Below are 19,811 nucleotides of genomic sequence, written 5' to 3' on the forward strand. Positions count from 1 at the left end.
ATGGCCAAAAAAGCGCCTGAAATTGAAGAGTACAAATATGGTTTTCGGGACGAGCACAAGGCGGTATTTCAAACGGGTAAAGGGCTGACTCCGGAAATCGTCAAGGAAATTTCGGCTATCAAGAATGAACCGCAGTGGATGCTGGACTTCCGTCTGAAATCGCTCGGTCAATTCGACAAAATGCCGCTGCCGCGTTGGGGCGGAGACCTTGACGAGCTGGACTTCAACGACATTCAGTATTATGTCAGACCCTCTGAGAAGCAGGGAAAGACCTGGGAAGAGGTTCCTTCCGAAATCAAGGAAACCTTCGATAAGCTCGGTATTCCTGAAGCTGAACAAAAGTTCCTCGCGGGTGTATCCGCACAATACGAATCCGAAGTTGTATATCACAGCATGCAGAAGGATCTGGAAGAGCAGGGCGTTATCTTTACGGATACGGACACGGCTCTTCGTGAGTATCCCGAGATTTTCAAGGAATATTTCGGTACCGTTATTCCTCCTGCCGACAACAAGTTCGCTGCGCTGAACAGCGCTGTGTGGTCGGGCGGAAGCTTTATCTATGTTCCAAAGGGCGTTAAATGCGAAGTTCCGCTGCAAGCATACTTCCGCATCAACTCCGAGAACATGGGTCAATTCGAAAGAACGCTGATCATCGCCGACGAGGACAGCTTTGTGCACTACGTGGAAGGCTGTACCGCTCCGGTCTACAGCACGAACTCGCTGCACAGCGCTGTCGTTGAGATCATCTGCAAGAAGAACGCGCGTGTCCGTTATACCACTATCCAGAACTGGGCGCCGAACATCTACAACCTCGTTACGAAACGCGCGGTTGCGGAAGAGAACGCGACGATGGAATGGGTTGACGGCAACATCGGTTCCAAGCTGACGATGAAATACCCAGCTGTTGTTCTGAAAGGACGCGGCGCCAAAGGATCTGTGCTCTCCATCGCGGTGGCCGGCAAAGGCCAGCACCAGGATGCAGGGGCCAAAATGATCCATTTGGCACCGGACACAACGTCCACCATTATTTCCAAATCGATCAGTAAGCACGGCGGCAAGGTTACTTACCGCGGACTTGCTTCCTTCGGCCGTCAGGCGGAAGGCGCGAAATCGAACATCAAGTGCGATACGCTCATTATGGATAACGAGTCCACTTCGGATACGATTCCTTATAATGAGATTATGAACGATAACATTACGCTTGAGCACGAAGCGACGGTCTCGAAGGTATCCGAGGAACAGCTCTTCTACCTCATGAGCCGTGGTCTTTCGGAAGCCGAAGCGACCCAGATGATCGTTATGGGCTTCATCGAGCCGTTCACCAAGGAGCTGCCGATGGAATACGCCGTCGAAATGAACCGTCTCATCAAATTTGAGATGGAGGGAAGCATCGGTTAACCTTGATCCTTCAAGGTTTTTCGGCTTTCGGACGGAGTTTAGCCGTTAATTAAATACCATCTTTGATACGTGTCCGCCAGTGAACTTGACGCTCTTATGCCCAAGACGCTCGGACACGTATTTTATTTAGGTCAACATACTTTAAATTGTGCTGGAAATTAGGGGGAATATCATGAGCTTTGTGTCTATTTTGGGCCGGGAGAATTTTTTAAGCGTGATGAGCGACGGAAAGCTGCTGGGTGAGAACAACGAGGTTTTGCAAGAGGATTATCAAAATTTTATTAATATCGGAAACAGCGCTTTTATTGCTTTCGCGGGCAGTCAAGGGCCTTGTGAAGAGCTGTCGGTCCAGATGCTTCCCTACTTTGATGAAAAAACGGATTTTGCCGCCATTCATCAAGCTTTGGTCGATTTTTTCAAAGTCGATGATCCGAGTCAAAGGGATGTAAAGATAATGATTGCCTTTGGAGGCATCAACCTCGAAGGCCGCATTGAGTTCTATACGATAGATTCAGGAACGAGCACAAGCGAGAGGTACCTCCCGGAGGGTGAAGATATTAAATTCTGTTTCCTGCGCAGCGGAGAGCTCCTTACTGACCTGAATGTAAAGGGGAAAATGATCGAGCTGCTCCGCACTACGGGCGCAGGTACGCCGACCGAGTGCATTTCCGCGCAAAAATTGCTGAATGATTATGCAGCCGACCATGATGCTTCGGTTAATAAGAAGACCACGAGAATGGTCATCAAAAAATAAGGCAAGTCCGACCCGGCCCCGGCCGGGTTATATTTTGGACTAGACACGAACATATGTTCTATGATAACATGGCAGTAGATATTCAAAATCCAAGATTGAAAGGGATGTTGAAGACATGGCTAAACTGACCCCGTACATTTTTTCGGAGGATGCCAAATCTCAGGCTGCATTTTATACCGAGGCGCTTGGCGGAGAAATTCTGGATGTGATGACATTTGCGGATGGTCCCGACCCGAATCCGGAATTTAAAGACAAGGTTATGCATCTGAGTCTGAAGGCGGCCGGTATTTTATTTTACATGTGTGATTCCATGTGGGCGTTCGAGCGTGGTAACGGGATGGCTCTCTCGCTTGAATTTCCGGCGGAAGCAGAGGCTTATGCCGCTTTTGACAAGCTGGCCGAGGGCGGCAAAATCATGGAGCCACTAAAGAAACAATTTTGGGGAGCGCACTTCGGCCAGCTTGAGGACAAGTACGGGATCATTTGGCAAGTCATGACGGAGATGGCGGCGCCCGAGCCCTCCTGATTCCATCCGAAGCTTGCAATCTTAACAAAGGTAATGACAGGGATAACGATGAGCGTTTCCGCGTTGGAGACGCTTTTTATTTTGTTCTCGATTTATCCTAGATAAGGCCAGCATGGAGGAGAGAATAGAAGCATTCTATGAACGCAGGGACCGATTTGGATAGAATAAACGTCAAATTCCAGGATTTAACGCCGAATCAGGCTATTTTTCCACTTTGCTCCATTAATTTAGGAATGATAAACTGCTTAAAGTCGCTAAAAACTGAAAGCGTTAAATTTTGGAAAGGTGTGAAATAAAGGAGGAGAGACATGGATGTTCTTAGGCAACTGCGGGGCTTTTACCGGGAGAGGCTGCATTATCTGATTCTTTCGATTGTATGTTTAGCCGCCGCTACGGCAGTGGGGCTAATTACCCCGAACCTGCTGAGGAAACTGATTGACGATGTGATTGTGCCCATGAAGTTCAATGATGTTCCCCTGCTTGCTCTGACCGTACTGGCTGTGGTGTGCGTGAAGGCGAGTTTGCAGTTCGCACACGGCTTTTTCGGAGGAAGGGTTGGGAATTATCTGGCCTACCGGCTCCGTAACGCCTGTTATGAGAAACTGCAGTTTCTGTCATTCCGTTATTACGACACCGCAAAGACCGGAGATCTCATGTCCCGGCTGACCGGCGATCTCGAGGCGATCCGGCTGTTCATCGGCTTCGGATTCGCGCAGCTGTTGAATGTTTTCTTCATGGTGGTTTTCGGATCGATCATGATGTTCTCGCTCAACTGGAAGCTTACGCTGGTGACGCTCGTCACGATGCCGCTGCTGGCTGCGGTAGCTTTCAAGTTCGAATCCCGCATTCATCCGGCTTTTCAGGAGATGCGTCTTGCGCTCAGCGCGCTGACAACGGCGGTTCAGGAGAATGTGACCGGTGTGAGGACCGTCAAATCTTTTGCCAGAGAGCCGCATGAGGTGGAGAAATTCTCCGGTCGCAATGAGCGGTATAAAAACAATCAAATTTTTGCAGCCGGTCTCTGGAGCAAGTTCTTTCCGATCATGGAGTTTCTGGCTTGCGCCTGTGTGGCTATTCTCCTTGGAGTGGGCGGAACGCTGGTCATTAATCATGGAATGACACTCGGCGAACTGGTCGCTTTTTTCAGTCTGATCTGGTATATTATCGCTCCTGTATGGGGACTTGGCTTTCATATCAACAATTATACCCAGTCGAAGGCTTCCGGAGAAAGAGTGCTGGAGGTGCTGAATCAATGGATCGACGTCCGGGATCAGCCGGATGCGGTGGAAGTGGCTGCGACTGAAGTTGAGGGTAATATCGAGTTTGATCATGTTACCTTTGCGTATGGAAATAAGCTTCCGGCTGTAACGGATATTAACTTTGAGGCAAAAGCCGGCTCGGTCATCGGTTTCCTTGGCGGGACCGGTTCGGGCAAATCAACGATCATCCAGCTGCTCATGCGGGCTTATGATGTTAATGAGGGCAGCATCAGATTGGACGGCACCGACATCAGGGAGCTTGGAGTACGCAGCTTGAGATCTCAGATCGCCACCGTATTTCAGGAGACCTTTCTGTTCTCGTCCTCGATTCGGAACAATATCGCCTACGGGCTGAAGGATGTGACGATGGAGGAGGTAATCCGGGCAGCCAAGCTGGCACAGGCGCATGATTTTATTATGGAGCTGCCGGAAGGGTACGAGACGATTGTCGGTGAGCGCGGCATGGGGCTCTCGGGAGGCCAGAAGCAGCGGGTTGCGATTGCAAGAGCTCTGCTGAAGAACCCGCGGATTCTGATCCTTGACGATGCCACAAGCGCGGTCGATATGGAGACGGAGCATGAAATCCAGGCAGGATTTCAGGAGGTTATGCGCGGCCGGACGACGCTGATTATCGCGCACCGCATTTCTTCGCTCCGGCATGCCGATGAGATCATTGTTCTGAACGAAGGAAAAATCGCGCAGCGCGGTACCCATGAGCAGTTAATTCAGGTTCCAGGCCCCTACCGGGATGTGTACCGGATTCAATACGCCGATTATTTGGTGAAAGCCGCTGGAGGTGAGGTACAGTGAGCCATGTGACGATGAAGACCAAAGAGGAAGCGCCTGGCTCTATGAAGACGGGAACGGAGATATCGAGGCAGGAGAGATTCGTCTACAAGGATGACGATGTCATTGACAAGCCCTTTGACTGGAGGCAATTTCTCCGGCTGTTCGGCTACATGAAGCCATATGCCAGGCAGATGCTGCCGCTTGTTCTGCTAATGATGGTACTGGGCACGATCACCAAGCTTGCGGTACCGTTTCTCACCAGCCAAGCGATCGATAAAGCCATTGCACCGAAGACAGGAATCCCGAATCCGGCCTTGCTCTATCTTCTTACCGCAGGCGTAATCGTACTGTACATCGTGCAGTGGGTTGCCGGTGTCTACCGGATCAAGTACACCAATGTGATTGGGCAGCGCGTCATCTACGATCTCCGTTCCGATCTGTTCAAGCATATTCAGAAGCTCTCATTTAACTTCTTCGACAAACGACCGGCAGGCTCGGTGCTGGTGAGGGTGACCAATGACATCAACTCGCTCCAGGATCTGTTCACGAACGGGGTCGTCAACTCGATTATCGACTGCGTTCAGCTTGCCGGGATTATCGTAATTTTGCTGGCGCTGAACTGGAAGCTGGGCCTCGCCGTTATGGTGACGGTGCCGATCATGTTCTTCGTCTCGACGAAGCTCCGCAAGACGATCCGCGTCGCTTGGCAGGAGGTCCGGATCAAGAACTCGCGGATCAATTCGCATTTGAACGAGTCGATTCAAGGCATACGGGTAACCCAGGCCTACACCCAGGAGCTCGAGAACATGAGCTACTTCGACGCCATGAACATGGACAGCAAGAAGTCCTGGGATAAAGCGTCGGCCATGAACCAGTCCTTCGGACCGATTATCGAGATCACGGGCGGCATCGGAACGCTGATTCTGTTCTGGCTTGGAGCGCATCTGATCCAGACGGGGAATCTGACGGTAGGTGTGCTCGTGGCTTTCAGCACTTATGTGAGCAACTTCTGGGACCCGATCAACCGGCTTGGACAAACCTATAACCAGCTGCTTGTGGCGATGGCATCTTCGGAACGCATTTTTGAATATCTTGATGAAGAGCCGCTCGTCCGGGATCATCCCGGCGCGAAGCCGCTGCCGACGATCCGCGGCGATATCGCCTTTCGGAAGGTCTATTTCGAGTATGAAAAAGGGCGCGCCGCGCTGAAAGGAATCGATCTGGATGTCAAAGCGGGGCAGTCGATTGCGTTAGTCGGCCATACCGGTTCGGGGAAGAGCACCATCATTAATCTGATCGGTCGTTTCTATGATATTACGGGCGGACTAATTACAATAGACGGCCAGGATATCCGCGAGGTCACTCTGAGCAGTCTCCGGAGCCAAATCGGAATCGTGCTGCAGGATACGTTTATTTTCTCCGGGACCATCCGGGATAACATCCGCTTTGGGCGGCTTGACGCGACAGACAAAGAGGTTGAAGAAGCGGCCAAAGCGGTAGATGCCCATGAATTCATTATGAAGCTCCCGGACGGCTATGATACCGAGGTAGAGGAGCGCGGTAGCGCGCTGTCGATGGGGCAGCGTCAGCTGTTGTCATTTGCCCGGGCGCTGCTGGCCGATCCGCGCATTCTGATTCTGGACGAAGCGACGGCCAGCATCGATACCGAGACGGAGCTGAAGATTCAGGAGGCGCTAAAGGTATTGCTCAAAGGCCGGACGTCGTTCATCGTCGCCCACCGGCTGTCAACGATCCGCCATGCAGACCAGATCGTCGTCCTCGATCACGGGGAAATTAAAGAAATGGGGACGCATCGCGAGCTGACGGAACGCGAGGGCATATATAACGGCCTGATTGAAGCGCAGTTCCGGTTTCTGTGACAAATAAATGCCCCGGCAGAGTCCTGAATGTTCAGGCTCCGCCGGGGCATTTATGTACATATATGCAGAGGGTTACAGCTTCTCCACCTTGAATACAAAACGCCATGTGGCCGTGTTTCCGGAATACCGTCCGCGGTTCTCGGTCACGGTGACGTTCAACGTTTTGTTGACGGAGGATTTAAGGGAGGACACTTTAACGGAAGCATTGGCGATTCCGTCTTCAGGAATTTTATCCTGCTCCTGGGCTTCCGCGCGAAGCTTGATGGAACCCGATGAGCTGGCGCTTACAGTCACAGACGATCCTTCCTCAAGCTCCTTGCCGTTGACATAACCGCCCCACCACCACTCATTGCCCACATGCTCGTTCTGAACCAGCTCGGCGCTTACGAAGGTCACTTTAACCTTCACAGTCTTGCCTGCCGCAAAGAGCGGCTGAGCCGAGAGAATAAAGGCCAGCATGAACAAAAGACCCGCTTTTACCGCTTGCTTAACCATTGTGCTGCATCTCCTTGTAAACTATTTTCTTCCAATTATACTACTCTATTTGTACTAGGTATATGGAACTATATGAAAATAATATGTACAAGGCGTATCCGTCTTTTGGCGGGGCATGACGAAAAGTCTTCAACCGGGGATGAGATGCAGGGTCGGTGTAACCTCATAATAAGAGCAGCCCCCCGGGAAGCTTCCCGGAGGGCCAAGTCTGTCACTCCATATAGATTTCTACAATTGAAACCTGCCGTTCCCGGTCCAGATCGATGAAGCGGCCTTCGCTCTGGACGAGAGGCCGAAAGACATCAATTGGGTTATTCATGATGATAATTCCCATGTCGCCGGTGCTGAGCAGCACTCTTTTGCCGATAAAGTTGGGAATTAAATGATGGATAAAGGATTGTACGAATTTGCCGTTCAATTTGCCGAATCCGAGATTATGCAGCTCCCGCAATACACTGATAAACTCCTGCTTGGACTGAAACGCGCGGGTTGTTGTCATTGCGCTGTACACGTCCGCGATTGCGGCGATTTGGGCGTAGGGATGAATTTCGCTTGATTTCAGACGGCCGGGATAACCCGACCCGTCCTCGCGTTCATGATGCTGAAGAGCCACAAGCGCCGTGCTGTGGTCGTTCATGGAATTGCGGATGATTTCATATCCGTATGTAGTGTGCCGTTTGACCTCCTGAAATTCTTCCGGAGTCAGTCTGCCGGGCTTGTTCAGCAAGGAAGTCGGGATACGGCATTTGCCAATGTCGAGCAAGTAACCCGCCCGGGAAATTTCGTAGCATTCCTGCTTGGAATAACCGAGCCAGGTAGCAATATAATAGGTTAGCATACCGACCTGGAGGGAATGGTTATAGGTATATTCATCATCACGATCCAGCAAAAGAAGCAGCGAAACAGTGTCCTTGTGCTGGTCGAGTGAGTGAAGCAGAGGCTTCAGGATATCGTCAACCATGGAACGGTTGAAGCTTCCTCTGGACAGCGCCTCCAGATAGAGGGATTGAAAGCCCTCGATGCTTTGGTCAAAATTCGTGGTAACCGTATGGAAGACACGAGGAATCGAAGCGGGAGTTTGAGGGGGGTCCTCAATATCCACATAGTCCACATCATGCCGAATCAACCTGGAAATATCATCCAACTGGAGCAAAGCTCCCTTGGACAGCACATGAATGCCCCTCTTGCTGAAGGTGTCGTCCTTCAGGCAATCGCCGGGCTTTAAATCAGTGACGTGAACTCTCAAATCCAATGTCTCCCCTGCCAGTTATTTGCTTCAAGCATAACAAGAGCAGGTAAAATTTTCAATGAGAATCAGCGGGGGGAGCAGGCCAATTGTCCCGGGAAGCCGGATCGGCGCCTTTCCACGATTGGGAGGATTCGCCTATGTCTTTCTTCCAGATGGGGACCATGCGTTTCAGCTCTTCAATCGCAAAGCGGCTGGCCTCATAACAGACGGCCCGATGCGGGGAAGATACCGCGATCACAACGCTTGCTTCCTGTACGCCCACAAGTCCGATGCGGTGCGAAATGGCGCAGCGCGCCTGCCAGCGTTCCTTGACTTCCCTGCCGATTTCTTCAAATTTGGAGAGGGCCATCGGAATATAGGCCTCGTAGTACAGGGCGGAGGTGTGCTCGCTGCCCGTCATTTCCCGGGTAGTCCCGACAAAGACAAGCGAAGCGCCGTGATTCCTGTCTAGTACTTTGGCCAGGATGTCCTCCGTACGGAGCGGCTGCTCCGTTACGGTGTACAATCCATCCTGAGTGCTGTTCTCCTCCGGGGAGGGCTCTCCCCCGGAAACCGGAGGAATCAGCGCCACTTCGGAAGATTCGGGAATTACGGTGTCTTCGGGAGCGTATTCGCGGTCAACGGCCACCATGGAAACGGCGATCTGACCGGCGGCTTCCGGATAGGAAGCGGACAGGAGCTCCTTGAGTCTGCCGGCGGTTACAGGAGGCTCGGCAACGTGGAAATTCAAGGTCTGGGAGCCGATAACTTCGGCCAATCCCGCGAAAAGACGAATGGAAAGCTGCATCTGAAGTTCACCTCGCTATGATCGTAATGACTACAATATACCATAATGTCATTTAAAATGTTATGCTAGGCACTATAGACAAACTGCCGGCCGCCCCTTATGGGCGCGGATATACAGGCGGAAGGAGCTTGGACGATGAGGCCTGAAACAGAGCGTCTGACGATTCTACATACCAATGACATTCACAGCCACTTCGAGATGATGAGCCCGCTTGCAGCCGCTATCGCAAGGCAGAAACAAGAGGCCCGAAACAGTCCCGTGCTTCTGTTCGATATCGGAGATCATATGGATCGGGCCGCCCCGGAAACTGAAGGCACCTTGGGACAGGCGAATATCGATATGATCAACCTGACGGGCTACGACGCCGTTACAATCGGTAATAATGAAGGCTTAACTTTTACGCGGGAGATGCTGTCTTCCGTCTTTGCCGGCATTCAGTGTCCGGTCGTATGCTGCAACTTGGTGGAGAGCACAACGGGGAAGCCTCCGCATTGGATGCAGCCCCATGCCATTCTGGAAAGAGAAGGAATACGGATCGGTGTTACAGGAGCAACCGCTCCTTTCACCTCGTTCTATTCCCTGCTCGGATGGGATGTGCTGGAGCCCGAAGAATGCCTTCGGGAACAATGCCGGCTGCTTGCGCAGAAAGCTGATATTGTCATTATCCTTTCGCATCTGGGCCTGCCTGCGGATCAGCGGCTTGCCGAACGCCTGGACGGGGTCCACGCCATTCTCGGCGGCCATACGCATCACGTGCTGGAACAGCCGCTGATCGTAAACGGCACAGCGGTGTGCGGCGCGGGCAAATTCGGGAACTATCTGGGGCGTCTTGAATTCGAGCGCGACGAAGCGTCTGGACGTTTCCATTATGTAACGGGTGAATGCGTGCCAGTCAATCCATCTCTCCTGGAACCTTCACTCTCCTCGGCGGCCGTCCTGCAGCTGGAGCGCGGAAGGGAAGCGCTGAGCGAGAAGGTTGCCATTACCGACCGGCGGCTGGCCCTTGATCTCAGGGGAGAGTCGCCTTTTGCCAATCTGCTGGCGCAGTCGGTAAGACGATTCACAGGGACCCCGCTTTCGCTGGTCAATGCCGGTCAGCTGCTAGGACCGCTTCCCGAAGGGGAGATCACGGCCGGTATGCTGCATGCGCTCTGTCCGTCCCCGATTAACACGTGCATTATGCGGCTGCCCGGACGGGATATCCGCACCGCGCTTCAGCAGAGTCTGTTGTCGGAATTCCGTGAGAAGGTCGTATACGGATACGGCTTTCGGGGTGAACGGCTCGGCGGTCTGGCTGTGGACGGATTAAAAATCTTGTACGATCCTCATGTGATGCCGTATGATACAAATATTGCAGTTTTTGTCGACGGACAGCCGCTTGACGACAGCCGGGACTATACGGTCGGGACGCTCGACATGTTCACTTTTCGCATGGGGTATGAGTCGATAAGCAATGGAGAAGACGTGCGGTACCTGCTGCCTCATTTTCTCCGGGATTTGCTTCGGCTGGAGCTGCAGCGTCCGGGAAGTCTGGACGAGTGTGGAAAGGTCCGCTGGGAGCCGAGAACCCGCTAACGCAGGACCTCCCGCTAACGCAACTCCCGCTCATTACCCTCGAATTTCCAGGGGTTCCCGCAAAAGGGCCTGAACTCTTCTTCGGAGCAGATCGCACACCTGCGGGACTGTCTTACTACTAAATTGCAGAACTGTTAGGAGGCCAAATATGGACACAATTACAGCTATCATTCTCGCTATCGTTGAGGGCATCACCGAATTTATTCCCGTATCCTCCACCGGTCACATGATCCTGACCACCCGGCTTCTCGGATTTGAAGAACAGGACAATTTGATGAAGACGTTCGAGATTGTCATCCAGCTCGGGGCGATTCTCGCAATCGCGCTCATCTACTGGCGGCGTATCCTTAATCTGCTCGGTATCGGCCGCAAGAAGGAGAGAGCTGGCGTCATGCCCCGCTCGCGCCTTAATCTCATTCATGTTCTTCTCGGCATCGTCCCTGCGCTTGCAGTCGCCTTTTTCGCCCGCGATTTCATTAAAAGCCTGTTCGGAGCGAGCACGGTGCTGTGGGCTCTGGTCGCAGGAGGAATTCTGATGATCGTCGCCGAGTGGGTCAACAAGCGCAAAGTGCGGATCACCGCACATGAACTGGATGACCTGTCCTACGGACAAGCTCTGGCGATCGGGTTGTACCAGATTATTTCCGTGCTGTGGCCCGGCTTTTCACGTTCCGGCTCGACGATTTCGGGCGGCATGCTGAGCGGTGTCAGCTACAAGGCATCGGCCGATTTCTCCTTTTTGATCGCTATCCCGATCATGTGCGCGGCGTCAGGCTATGAGCTGCTCGATTCCTACAAGGACATTACCGGCGACACCATCGGAATCTTTGCCATCGGGTTCCTGGTTTCTTTTGTAGTAGCCTATCTCGTCGTGATACTGTTCATGCGTCTGATTCAAAAAATCCGGCTCACCCATTTTGCCATTTACCGCTTTTTGCTAGCCGCCTTCTTCTGGCTGTTCGTTATGCGCTAAGACCCGTTTCTCGCTTTATCGACCCGCTTGCTGGATGTAACGGTAACGGTATAGCTACCCGAGCGATCATGAATATTTTGTATGGCACCCAATTACCGTTAAGGCAGGAGTGAGCCCAAGTTGCGTTTGGTACCAGTCAATCGGCTTCAAGAGGGGATGAAGCTGGGCAAAAAAATATATAACGATGAGGGATTAGTGCTGCTCTCAGACGGTGTGGAGCTTACTGGTCCTCTGATCGGCCGCCTGGCCAGAATGGATATCGGATATGTATACGTACACGATTCCCTGACGGAAGATGTCGATATTCCGACGATGCTGCACGATGAGACCCGCAATCAGGCGCTGAAGACGATACGCACCCAATTCCAGGACATGTCGAACTCGTCAGGCATCAGGAAAGGCTTTTATCATCTGGACAAGAAATTCTCCAATATCATGGATTCCATACTCGACGATATGTCTTCGCAGGAAGATCCGATGATTATGCTTCATGATATGCATACTACGGACAATTACCTGTACGTCCATTCGCTGAATGTATGTCTCTATACGCTGGTACTCGGAATCGCTCACGGTTACAGCAGCTCCGAACTGAAAGTGCTCGGGCTCGGCTCGCTGCTGCACGATATCGGCAAGACGCAGATTCCGATCAAGATCGTGCAGAAGCCGGGCATGCTGAGTGATGAAGAGTTCCGGCACATGCGGGCCCATACCGAGATCGGCTTCAAAATTCTGAAGGACGAACCGAACATTCCTCTTCTCGCCGCACACTGTGCCTATCAGCATCACGAACGGATCAATGGGTCCGGGTACCCGCGCGGCATACGGGGTCCGGAGATTCACGAATATGCCAAATGGATCGGCGTGGCAGATTCCTATGATGCGATGACATCAAACCGCATTTATAAAAAAGCGATGCTGCCGCATCAGGCGGTGGAGGCGCTTTATGTCGGTTCCGGCACACTTTATGAGCAGAATCAGCTTGAGATCTTCCGGGATCGCGTGGCGATCTATCCGATTGGCTTGAACGTCAAACTGAGCACGGGAGAGACCGGCGTTGTCGTTTCAATTGATCCAAGCCTTCCCCACAGGCCCGTTGTCCGGGTCATCGAGGGTCCGGAGGGCGAGAAATTGACTCCCTATGAAATCGATCTGCGTAAGGTCCTGTCGGTGGTCATTTCCGATATGACGGAATAGGCCCTGTATATGCTCGCTAATCTCCTGGGGTTCCGTACGGAACCGGCCGCCATGCAGCGGGAATGGGGACGAAAGGCGCCTCCGGCCGGGGGATGTCTTCGCCTTCTTTCCCGCTGCATTCTTTGTTTTGACCCGTCAAGAGCTTAGGGAAGCGGCTGTGCGAGTTGCGGAACCCTGCGTTTTTTAAAAAGTTCATGGTATGATATAGGATAAGACGGAAGTTTTTCGCGTTTTTTTTGGTTAATAAAGAGAATAAGCAATTGCTATCGAAGGAGTTTCTGCCACATGAACAGGATTCAATCACCGGCATCATTACCCCAGGAGCTGTCGCCCAGCTATGATCCGTGGGACCCGATTTCTTCGCTCAGCCGATACGGCAAGCATGTGCTTACCAGCGTGGAAATGACAGTTACCAATCTGTGCAACATGCGCTGTGAGCACTGTGCGGTCGGCGACAGTCTGACGACTCGGGAAGGAGAGATGCTGCCGCTGGAGATGATGTTGCGCCGGCTGGAGGAAGTAGAGCATCTGGAGACGATCAGCATTACCGGCGGGGAGCCGATGTTCCGCGCAAGTACCGTGGACAACATCATTGTTCCATTACTTCAATATGCTAAGGAGCGCGGGTTGCGCTCGCAGATCAATTCGAATCTGACGATGCCTTATTCCCGGTATGAGAAGCTGCTCCCGTATCTTGACGTCATGCATATCTCGTTCAACTATGTGAACGGCGATGATTTTCATGAGGTCGGGTTTGCGGCTAGTGGCCATTCGGTGGCGAAAGAGACGGCTTACCGGCTGTATGACACGATGCTGGAGAACGCGGAGCGGCTCAGCCGGGAAGGCATGTTCATCTCCGCCGAATCGATGATCAATTACCGGACGCACGGCAAGCTGCCGGAAATTCACCGGCTGATCGGGGAAATGGGCTGCCGCAGACATGAGGTTCATCCGATGTACGCCTCCAATTTCGCATCCTCGCTTCCGGTTCTCTCTCTGAATGAGACGGCGGCAGCCATTCAGGGCCTGCTGGACCAGCGGAATCCCGACATGTGGATGCTGTTCGGCACGCTGCCCTTTTTTGCCTGCAGCTTTCTGGAAGAGGACCGCAAGCTGCTGCACCGCCTGAAGTCCGAGAAGAACGTTACGGTGCGCAACGATCCCGACGGCCGAAACCGCGTCAATGTCAATCTGTTCACCGGCGATGTATTCGTCACGGACTTTGCTGACATTCCAGCCTTCGGGAATATTGCCGAGCGGAAGCTGGATGATATATTTGCGGAATGGCAAAATGAGCATCCTCTGAATCAAACGGTGAACTGCCACTGCGCCGAAGCCGGCTGCTGCGGCCCCAATCTCTTGGTAAAAGACATGTACTATTCGGATATTGATTTTAAATCGAGAAAAGCGATCACTTTGTAGAAATGGGGCGTTGTAATGAACGTGCATACGGAATTTGAGATAGGAAGTTTAATTCTTAACCTTCTGCTTGTTCTGTTGCTCGTCTTTTTGAACGGTGTCTTTGTGGCTGCGGAGTTCTCGCTGGTGAAGGTTCGGCAGTCCCGGCTGACCCAGCTTCAAAGCGAGGGCAACAAACTGGCCGCCTATGCGCTCAAGGTCAACCATCGGCTGGACGCTTACCTGTCCGCCACCCAGTTCGGCATCACGCTGGCTTCGCTGGGTCTTGGCTGGGTGGGGGAGCCGGCGATTTCAGAGCTGCTCGTGGAGCCGCTGATGTTCAAGCTGGGGGTCACCGACCATGGACTGATTTCCACCGTATCAGTCGTTATCGGCTTCTGCATCATCACTTTCCTACATATTGTGCTTGGCGAGCTTGCGCCCAAATCTCTGGCGATCCAGAAGACCGAAGGCTCTGCGCTGCTGCTGTCGGCTCCGTTGATGTTCTTTTACAAGCTGTTCTTTCCGTTCATCTGGGTGCTGAACGCGTCGGCGAACGGGCTGCTGCGTTTCATCGGCGTGGAGCCGGCGAGCGAGGCAGAGGCCGCCCACTCCGAGGAGGAGATCCGCATTCTGATGAATCAGAGCGCGAAGAGCGGCGTTATCGACAAGGACGAGATGAAGCTGATGGACAATATCTTCGAGTTCTCCGACCTGTTGGCCAGGGAAGTCATGCTTCCCCGAACGGATATGGACTGCTTGTACACGAATCTTTCCGTGGAAGAGAATTTGCGGATTGTGATGGAGACCAAGCATTCCAGATATCCCGTGGCGCTGGAAGACAAGGACCGGATTATCGGCTTCGTTCACATTACCGATTTTCTGCTTGCTACCCCGGAGCAGCAGGGCAATCTCGCCAGCCTTGTCCGTCCGATTCTGAATGTGCCGGAATCGATCGAAATCAGCCATGCACTGCGGCTGATGCAGAAGCATCATTCCCAGCTGACGCTGGTTGTGGACGAATACGGCGGCACGGCCGGCCTGCTTACGGCGGAAGAAATTCTCGAAGAGATTGTCGGCGACCTGCATGACGAGTTCGAGGATGAACGCCCCGAGGTGGAGCACAAGGAGAATGGCTATATCTCCGTCTCCGGCCGGCTGCTGATCGAGGATATCAATGATTTGACTGGCATCGAGATCGAGGACGACGAGGTTGACTCCATTGGCGGCTGGCTGTTCAAGGAGCTGGAGGGGAATCCGGCCAAGGGCAAACGCAGAGTCGTCGATCATGTGATATTCGAGGTGGAGGAATCCACCAGACTGCGCATTACCCGGATCAACATTCACCGGGAACCGGGCTTTTCCAAAGCGGAAGAAGAAGAGGAAGCTCAGGATCGAAACGATTAAAGCTCATGACGGCCGCACTCGTTCGAACCCTTAAAGACTCGCCCCGCGCCTTACGGCGCTCTTACGGGGCGGGTTTTTATTTTTTCGGAAAGATCGTCTTAATGGCGGGAGAGCTACATAGATTAGTTACGAAGATAATCCCCGGGAGAGCAGAATTTACGTGTCAGCCGGGGAAAGCGAAGGAGGAATTGCCGTTGACTTCACAAGCGCCGAAGAACTCCGAAGAACGTGTATATTCGGTATACGCAGGGCCGTTCGATCCCTGTCCGCCGGTGACTTGCAAGACGTATGTCGTGCCCCCGCATTTGTTTTTGGGCTTCCAACCTCCCAATCTGCCGCAGTTTAACCTTCCGGAAGCCTTGAGGCTCGGCACGCTGTGGCCCGCGCTGTACAGTCCGTATACGCCTCAAATCAGAGGAGGGAACTAGCACATGGAAGCAACTCCCTGCGATCCCCGCTATTATGAACTGCTGGAGCAGCTTCAGACGCTGGATTTTGCGCTGGTTGAGCTGAATCTGTACCTGGACACTCATCCGACAGACCTCAAAAGCATCCAGCAGTTCAATCAGCTTACCCAGGAACGGACGCGGCTAGCGAAGCAGTTTCAGGAGCTGTACGGTCCGCTGCAAAATTTCGGGCGCGCGTACTCGAAATGTCCCTGGGAATGGAGCGAAAGTCCCTGGCCTTGGCAGGTTTAAGGAAACGATAGAGGCGAAAAGGAGGTCCAGCGCATGTGGGTTTACGAAAAAAAACTGCAATATCCGGTCAGGGTGTGCAAGTGCGACGTCCGGATGGCGAAGTATCTGATCGAGCAGTATGGAGGAGCGGATGGAGAGCTTGCCGCCGCCCTTCGCTACATGAATCAAAGATACACCATCCCGGGCAAGGTGATCGCGGTGCTCAACGATATTTCAACGGAAGAGCTGGCCCATTTGGAAATGATTGCCACGATGGTCTACAAGCTGACCAAGGATGCGACCGTGCAGCAGCTGGAGGAGGCCGGTCTAGGCGCCCATTATGTCAACCATGACTCCGCGCTGTATTACGAGAATGCCGGAGGCGTGCCGTGGACGGCCGCTTATATTCAGGCCAAAGGGGACCCGATTGCCGATCTCTATGAAGACATTGCTGCAGAGGAAAAAGCGCGGGCTACATATCAGTGGCTGATCAATATGACCGATGACGTGGATCTTCAGGACAGCCTCAAATTCCTGAGAGAGCGGGAGATCGTGCATTCGCAGCGGTTCCGGGAAGCTGTTGAGATTCTCAAGCATGACCAGGATTGCAAGAAGATATTCTGAGCAAAAAAATTGGCTGAGCCTGCTCTTGAAGCGGGCATCGGCGAAAAAGCCAATACCCCGCTCTCAATTAGCGGGGTATTGGCTTTGAGGTGCGGGCGGATTCGCCCGATTCCTTCAAAGGATCGGGAATCCGGTTTATATCGGCGGCCCGCCGGCTCGAACGGTGCTTCAGAAGCTCCGATACCGTTACGACGGAATAATTCCGCCTGCGAAGCTCAGGAAGGATGATTTTGAGCGCCTCGACTGTCTGGGTGCTGTTGTATACATAATCATGCATCAGGATGATATCGCCGCTGCGAACATTGCCCAGCACTTTGTTTACGATGCGGCCAACCCCCGGCTTGGCCCAGTCCCAGGTATCCTGATGCCAGGACCACAGCACCATTTGCATCCGGTTTTGTTTGATAATATCCACGACTGCTTCGTTATACCAGCCGCCGGGAGGACGGAACAGGACGGGCTTATGGCGGGTTGCCTGCTGAACAGCATCCTGTGTCCGGCTAATCTCTTCCAGAATCCGGATGGAGGACGCTCCCTGGAACGAGGGGTGATGGAACGTATGATTGCCGATTTCATGGCCTTCATCAAGCTCGGCCCGCAGAATTTCAGGATACCGTATCGCCTTGTCGCCGACGACGAAAAAGGTGGCCTTCGCCCCGTATTGTTTGAGCAGACGGAGGATTTCCGGGGTGAGCCTCCGGTCGGGTCCGTCATCGAAAGTAAGGGCGACGAGCTTCTGCGCAGTCGGCACCTCCCAAACGATTTCACCATGTTTTTCGTAGTATGTTCTGTCTTTGGGCCCCGCAGCCGATGCGGCATTCGCGCTGCCTCCGGCCAGCGCGGCGGACAGCAGCAAGCATAAGGGCAGTCTATAAACCCGCAATTTCGTATACTCCTTTCCAGCGCATCTCCGGCGCAAAACCAACACTTTAATTGTCGCTCTTAGCGTTAGATTTCCTGAAACGGGCTCCGGTTATACCACTCCTCCGGAATGCGGACCGCATTTTCTGTAACTCTCTATTATTTTGCGATCCCCGCTTTAATAGAATGGAATGATATAGTAGAATAGGAGGGATGCTGAAACTTTTTCAATGTAAAGGTTTACATAAAGAGGGGGATTCAGGTTGCGCAGACTTCCGCTATTCTTCATTATAATCTTGCTTGCTCTGTCCATTCCGGCCGGAACCGAAGCATCTGCCGTTAACCGTACAGCGGACGCCGCTTCCGATATCAAGCTGGTGTTCGCCGGTGATATACTGCTTGACGGTTATGTCGGCGACCAGATTGCCAAATACGGAGTGAATTATCCTTTTGTTAAAGTGGCGCCATTGCTTCAGAAGGCGGATGTGGCCTTTGCCAACCTGGAGACGCCTGTTTCGACTAAAGGCCAGGCCGCGAAGAAGACGTTTGTATTCCGGTCAAAGCCGGGCACGCTCGCCGGTCTCCAATATGCCGGAATTGACGGAGTGACCGTGGCGAACAATCATATTCTGGATTACGGGCAAGCAGGCATGCTGGACACCTTGTCCAATCTCGACAAATACGGAATCGGCCGTACGGGTGCGGGAAAGGATGTCGAGGAAGCGTTCAAGCCCTATATTAAGACGGTGAACGGTCAAAAAATCGCGATCCTGGGCGTAAGCCGCGTGCTGTCGGACTCTTCTTGGTACGCGGGGAAGAACAAACCGGGGGCGGCCTCGGCCTACACGCCGGAGCCGCTGCTCGGCAAGATCAAACAGTCGGCCAAAACCAATGATTTCACAGTCGTCTATATCCATTGGAATCAGGAATTCAAGGATTATCCAGAGAAGTATGCGCGCGTGCTGGCCAGGCAGATGATCGACAGCGGAGCCGATTTGATTATCGGAGCGCACAGCCACTGCTTGATGGGAATCGAGTACTATAAGCACAAGCCTATTTTTTATTCTCTCGGGAATTTTGTATTCAACCGTTCTACCCGCGGCGGAGACAAGACGCTGGATTCGATGCTCGCGAATTTCCGGATTGCCGGAAACAAGCTGTCCGCCAGCGTAACGCCGGTCAAAATTGTGCACGGCCAGCCGGTATTTATGGGAGCAAATTACAACAAGAAGATTATTCAATTGCTAAAAGAGCGGTCATTTAATGCTGTTGTAGATTCGAAGGGACAGGTTTCCGAGAGAACCGCAGGCGCATAGTGACTGAATGAGAAGGGCGGCCGCAAGGCCGCTCTTTTTTTAACCGAAATCCCTGCAAAAGCATGTGTAATTAGCACCGGACATAGGAAACTCTAGCGACTCTACTAGAGATCTGTTGGAATAAACTTGCCATTACCCCTGATTTTAGATTAAATTAGTAGTAATCAGACTTTGCTTTGTCGAATTTAGGAGAGTTAATGCGATAAATTTGTCGATTGATATCGGAAGATGTAGAAATATGAATTGACAGGAAACTTGTGACACTTTACAATTCAAGTAAGAGCGTAATCATTTCTATCCGTTAATGGAATTTTTCGCTTTTCTATTCTAAAAGATGGCATAACGGTTATTTCAAGGGAGGATACATTGAATGAAGGCAACTGGAATCGTAAGAAAAGTGGATGAGCTGGGACGTATCGTCATTCCGATCGAGCTTCGCCGCACGATGGGAATCGACATTAAGGACCCGCTTGAAATTTTCGTCGACGGAGAGAAGATTATTCTCAGAAAATATGAACCAACCTGCATTTTTTCCGGAAGCTCGGAGAATCTGATTAACTTCAAGGGGAAAATGGTCAGCAAGGACATTCTCGACGAACTGCTCGAGAGCTTTAACCAGATATAATCCGGCAGACTCAAAAATAAT

General features: G+C 52.4%; 19 protein-coding genes. 15 read left to right on the forward strand and 4 right to left on the reverse strand.

The window, feature by feature from the left end:
• The 5 genes from sufB (at window position 1) to PSAB_RS08540 (ending at window position 6,606) form a co-directional block, all read left to right on the forward strand.
• Entirely contained in the window at window positions 1-1,398 is a 1,398-nt protein-coding gene (gene sufB, locus PSAB_RS08520) for a Fe-S cluster assembly protein SufB (RefSeq protein ID WP_025334154.1), read from the forward strand.
• Between the two features lie 172 nt (window positions 1,399-1,570).
• A complete protein-coding gene (locus PSAB_RS08525; protein WP_025334155.1) occupies window positions 1,571-2,152 on the forward strand; it encodes a hypothetical protein in 582 nt (193 codons plus the stop codon).
• 115 nt (window positions 2,153-2,267) lie between these two features.
• On the forward strand, window positions 2,268-2,678 hold the full coding sequence (locus PSAB_RS08530) for a VOC family protein (protein WP_025334156.1): 411 nt from the start codon (window positions 2,268-2,270) through the stop codon (window positions 2,676-2,678).
• A 308-nt stretch (window positions 2,679-2,986) separates the two neighbouring features.
• A complete protein-coding gene (locus PSAB_RS08535) occupies window positions 2,987-4,747 on the forward strand; it encodes an ABC transporter ATP-binding protein (RefSeq protein ID WP_025334157.1) in 1,761 nt (586 codons plus the stop codon).
• Between the two features lie 41 nt (window positions 4,748-4,788).
• The gene (locus PSAB_RS08540; protein WP_193373927.1) at window positions 4,789-6,606 is read left to right on the forward strand and encodes an ABC transporter ATP-binding protein; all 1,818 of its coding nucleotides are present in this window, start codon (window positions 4,789-4,791) and stop codon (window positions 6,604-6,606) included.
• Window positions 6,607-6,678: 72 nt separating this feature from the next.
• Here the strand turns inward: PSAB_RS08540 and PSAB_RS08545 are convergent, their stop codons facing one another.
• From PSAB_RS08545 to PSAB_RS08555, 3 genes are all read right to left on the reverse strand, one after another.
• Entirely contained in the window at window positions 6,679-7,101 is a 423-nt protein-coding gene (locus PSAB_RS08545) for a hypothetical protein (RefSeq protein ID WP_025334159.1), read from the reverse strand.
• Window positions 7,102-7,312: 211 nt separating this feature from the next.
• A complete protein-coding gene (locus PSAB_RS08550; protein WP_025334160.1) occupies window positions 7,313-8,347 on the reverse strand; it encodes an HD-GYP domain-containing protein in 1,035 nt (344 codons plus the stop codon).
• Between the two features lie 58 nt (window positions 8,348-8,405).
• Complete coding sequence (locus PSAB_RS08555; RefSeq protein ID WP_025334161.1) at window positions 8,406-9,137, reverse strand: molybdenum cofactor biosynthesis protein; 732 nt, start codon at window positions 9,135-9,137, stop codon at window positions 8,406-8,408.
• Between the two features lie 135 nt (window positions 9,138-9,272).
• Here PSAB_RS08555 and PSAB_RS08560 point away from each other — a divergent pair, with 135 nt between their 5' ends.
• The 8 genes from PSAB_RS08560 to PSAB_RS08595 all read left to right on the forward strand — a co-directional run bounded on the left by PSAB_RS08560 (window position 9,273) and on the right by PSAB_RS08595 (window position 16,988).
• On the forward strand, window positions 9,273-10,712 hold the full coding sequence (locus PSAB_RS08560; protein ID WP_025334162.1) for a bifunctional metallophosphatase/5'-nucleotidase: 1,440 nt from the start codon (window positions 9,273-9,275) through the stop codon (window positions 10,710-10,712).
• Between the two features lie 148 nt (window positions 10,713-10,860).
• The gene (locus PSAB_RS08565; RefSeq protein ID WP_025334163.1) at window positions 10,861-11,685 is read left to right on the forward strand and encodes an undecaprenyl-diphosphate phosphatase; all 825 of its coding nucleotides are present in this window, start codon (window positions 10,861-10,863) and stop codon (window positions 11,683-11,685) included.
• 120 nt (window positions 11,686-11,805) lie between these two features.
• Window positions 11,806-12,882: an HD-GYP domain-containing protein gene (locus tag PSAB_RS08570; protein WP_025334164.1), complete on the forward strand. Its 1,077-nt coding sequence runs from the start codon at window positions 11,806-11,808 to the stop codon at window positions 12,880-12,882.
• 285 nt (window positions 12,883-13,167) lie between these two features.
• The gene (yfkAB, locus tag PSAB_RS08575; RefSeq protein ID WP_025334165.1) at window positions 13,168-14,304 is read left to right on the forward strand and encodes a radical SAM/CxCxxxxC motif protein YfkAB; all 1,137 of its coding nucleotides are present in this window, start codon (window positions 13,168-13,170) and stop codon (window positions 14,302-14,304) included.
• Window positions 14,305-14,319: 15 nt separating this feature from the next.
• Window positions 14,320-15,687 (forward strand): hemolysin family protein, encoded by a 1,368-nt coding sequence (locus tag PSAB_RS08580; protein WP_025334166.1) that lies wholly within the window; start codon window positions 14,320-14,322, stop codon window positions 15,685-15,687.
• Window positions 15,688-15,881: 194 nt separating this feature from the next.
• A complete protein-coding gene (locus PSAB_RS08585) occupies window positions 15,882-16,115 on the forward strand; it encodes a spore coat associated protein CotJA (RefSeq protein WP_025334167.1) in 234 nt (77 codons plus the stop codon).
• Window positions 16,116-16,118: 3 nt separating this feature from the next.
• Window positions 16,119-16,385, forward strand: coding sequence for a spore coat protein CotJB (locus tag PSAB_RS08590; protein ID WP_025334168.1), 267 nt, complete (start codon window positions 16,119-16,121; stop codon window positions 16,383-16,385).
• Window positions 16,386-16,418: 33 nt separating this feature from the next.
• Complete coding sequence (locus tag PSAB_RS08595) at window positions 16,419-16,988, forward strand: manganese catalase family protein (RefSeq protein WP_025334169.1); 570 nt, start codon at window positions 16,419-16,421, stop codon at window positions 16,986-16,988.
• Window positions 16,989-17,055: 67 nt separating this feature from the next.
• On the opposite strand, the gene PSAB_RS08600 is transcribed toward PSAB_RS08595, so the two are convergent.
• Complete coding sequence (locus tag PSAB_RS08600) at window positions 17,056-17,871, reverse strand: polysaccharide deacetylase family protein (RefSeq protein ID WP_025334170.1); 816 nt, start codon at window positions 17,869-17,871, stop codon at window positions 17,056-17,058.
• 241 nt (window positions 17,872-18,112) lie between these two features.
• Between PSAB_RS08600 and PSAB_RS08605 the strand changes: the two genes are divergently transcribed.
• Together PSAB_RS08605 and PSAB_RS08610 are read left to right on the forward strand one after the other, a co-directional pair.
• On the forward strand, window positions 18,113-19,165 hold the full coding sequence (locus PSAB_RS08605) for a CapA family protein (RefSeq protein WP_025334171.1): 1,053 nt from the start codon (window positions 18,113-18,115) through the stop codon (window positions 19,163-19,165).
• Window positions 19,166-19,535: 370 nt separating this feature from the next.
• On the forward strand, window positions 19,536-19,790 hold the full coding sequence (locus PSAB_RS08610) for an AbrB/MazE/SpoVT family DNA-binding domain-containing protein (protein WP_025334172.1): 255 nt from the start codon (window positions 19,536-19,538) through the stop codon (window positions 19,788-19,790).
• Window positions 19,791-19,811: the final 21 nt, after the last annotated feature.

The sequence above is a fragment of the Paenibacillus sabinae T27 genome (genome assembly GCF_000612505.1).
In the GTDB taxonomy this organism is placed as follows: domain Bacteria; phylum Bacillota; class Bacilli; order Paenibacillales; family Paenibacillaceae; genus Paenibacillus_AQ; species Paenibacillus_AQ sabinae.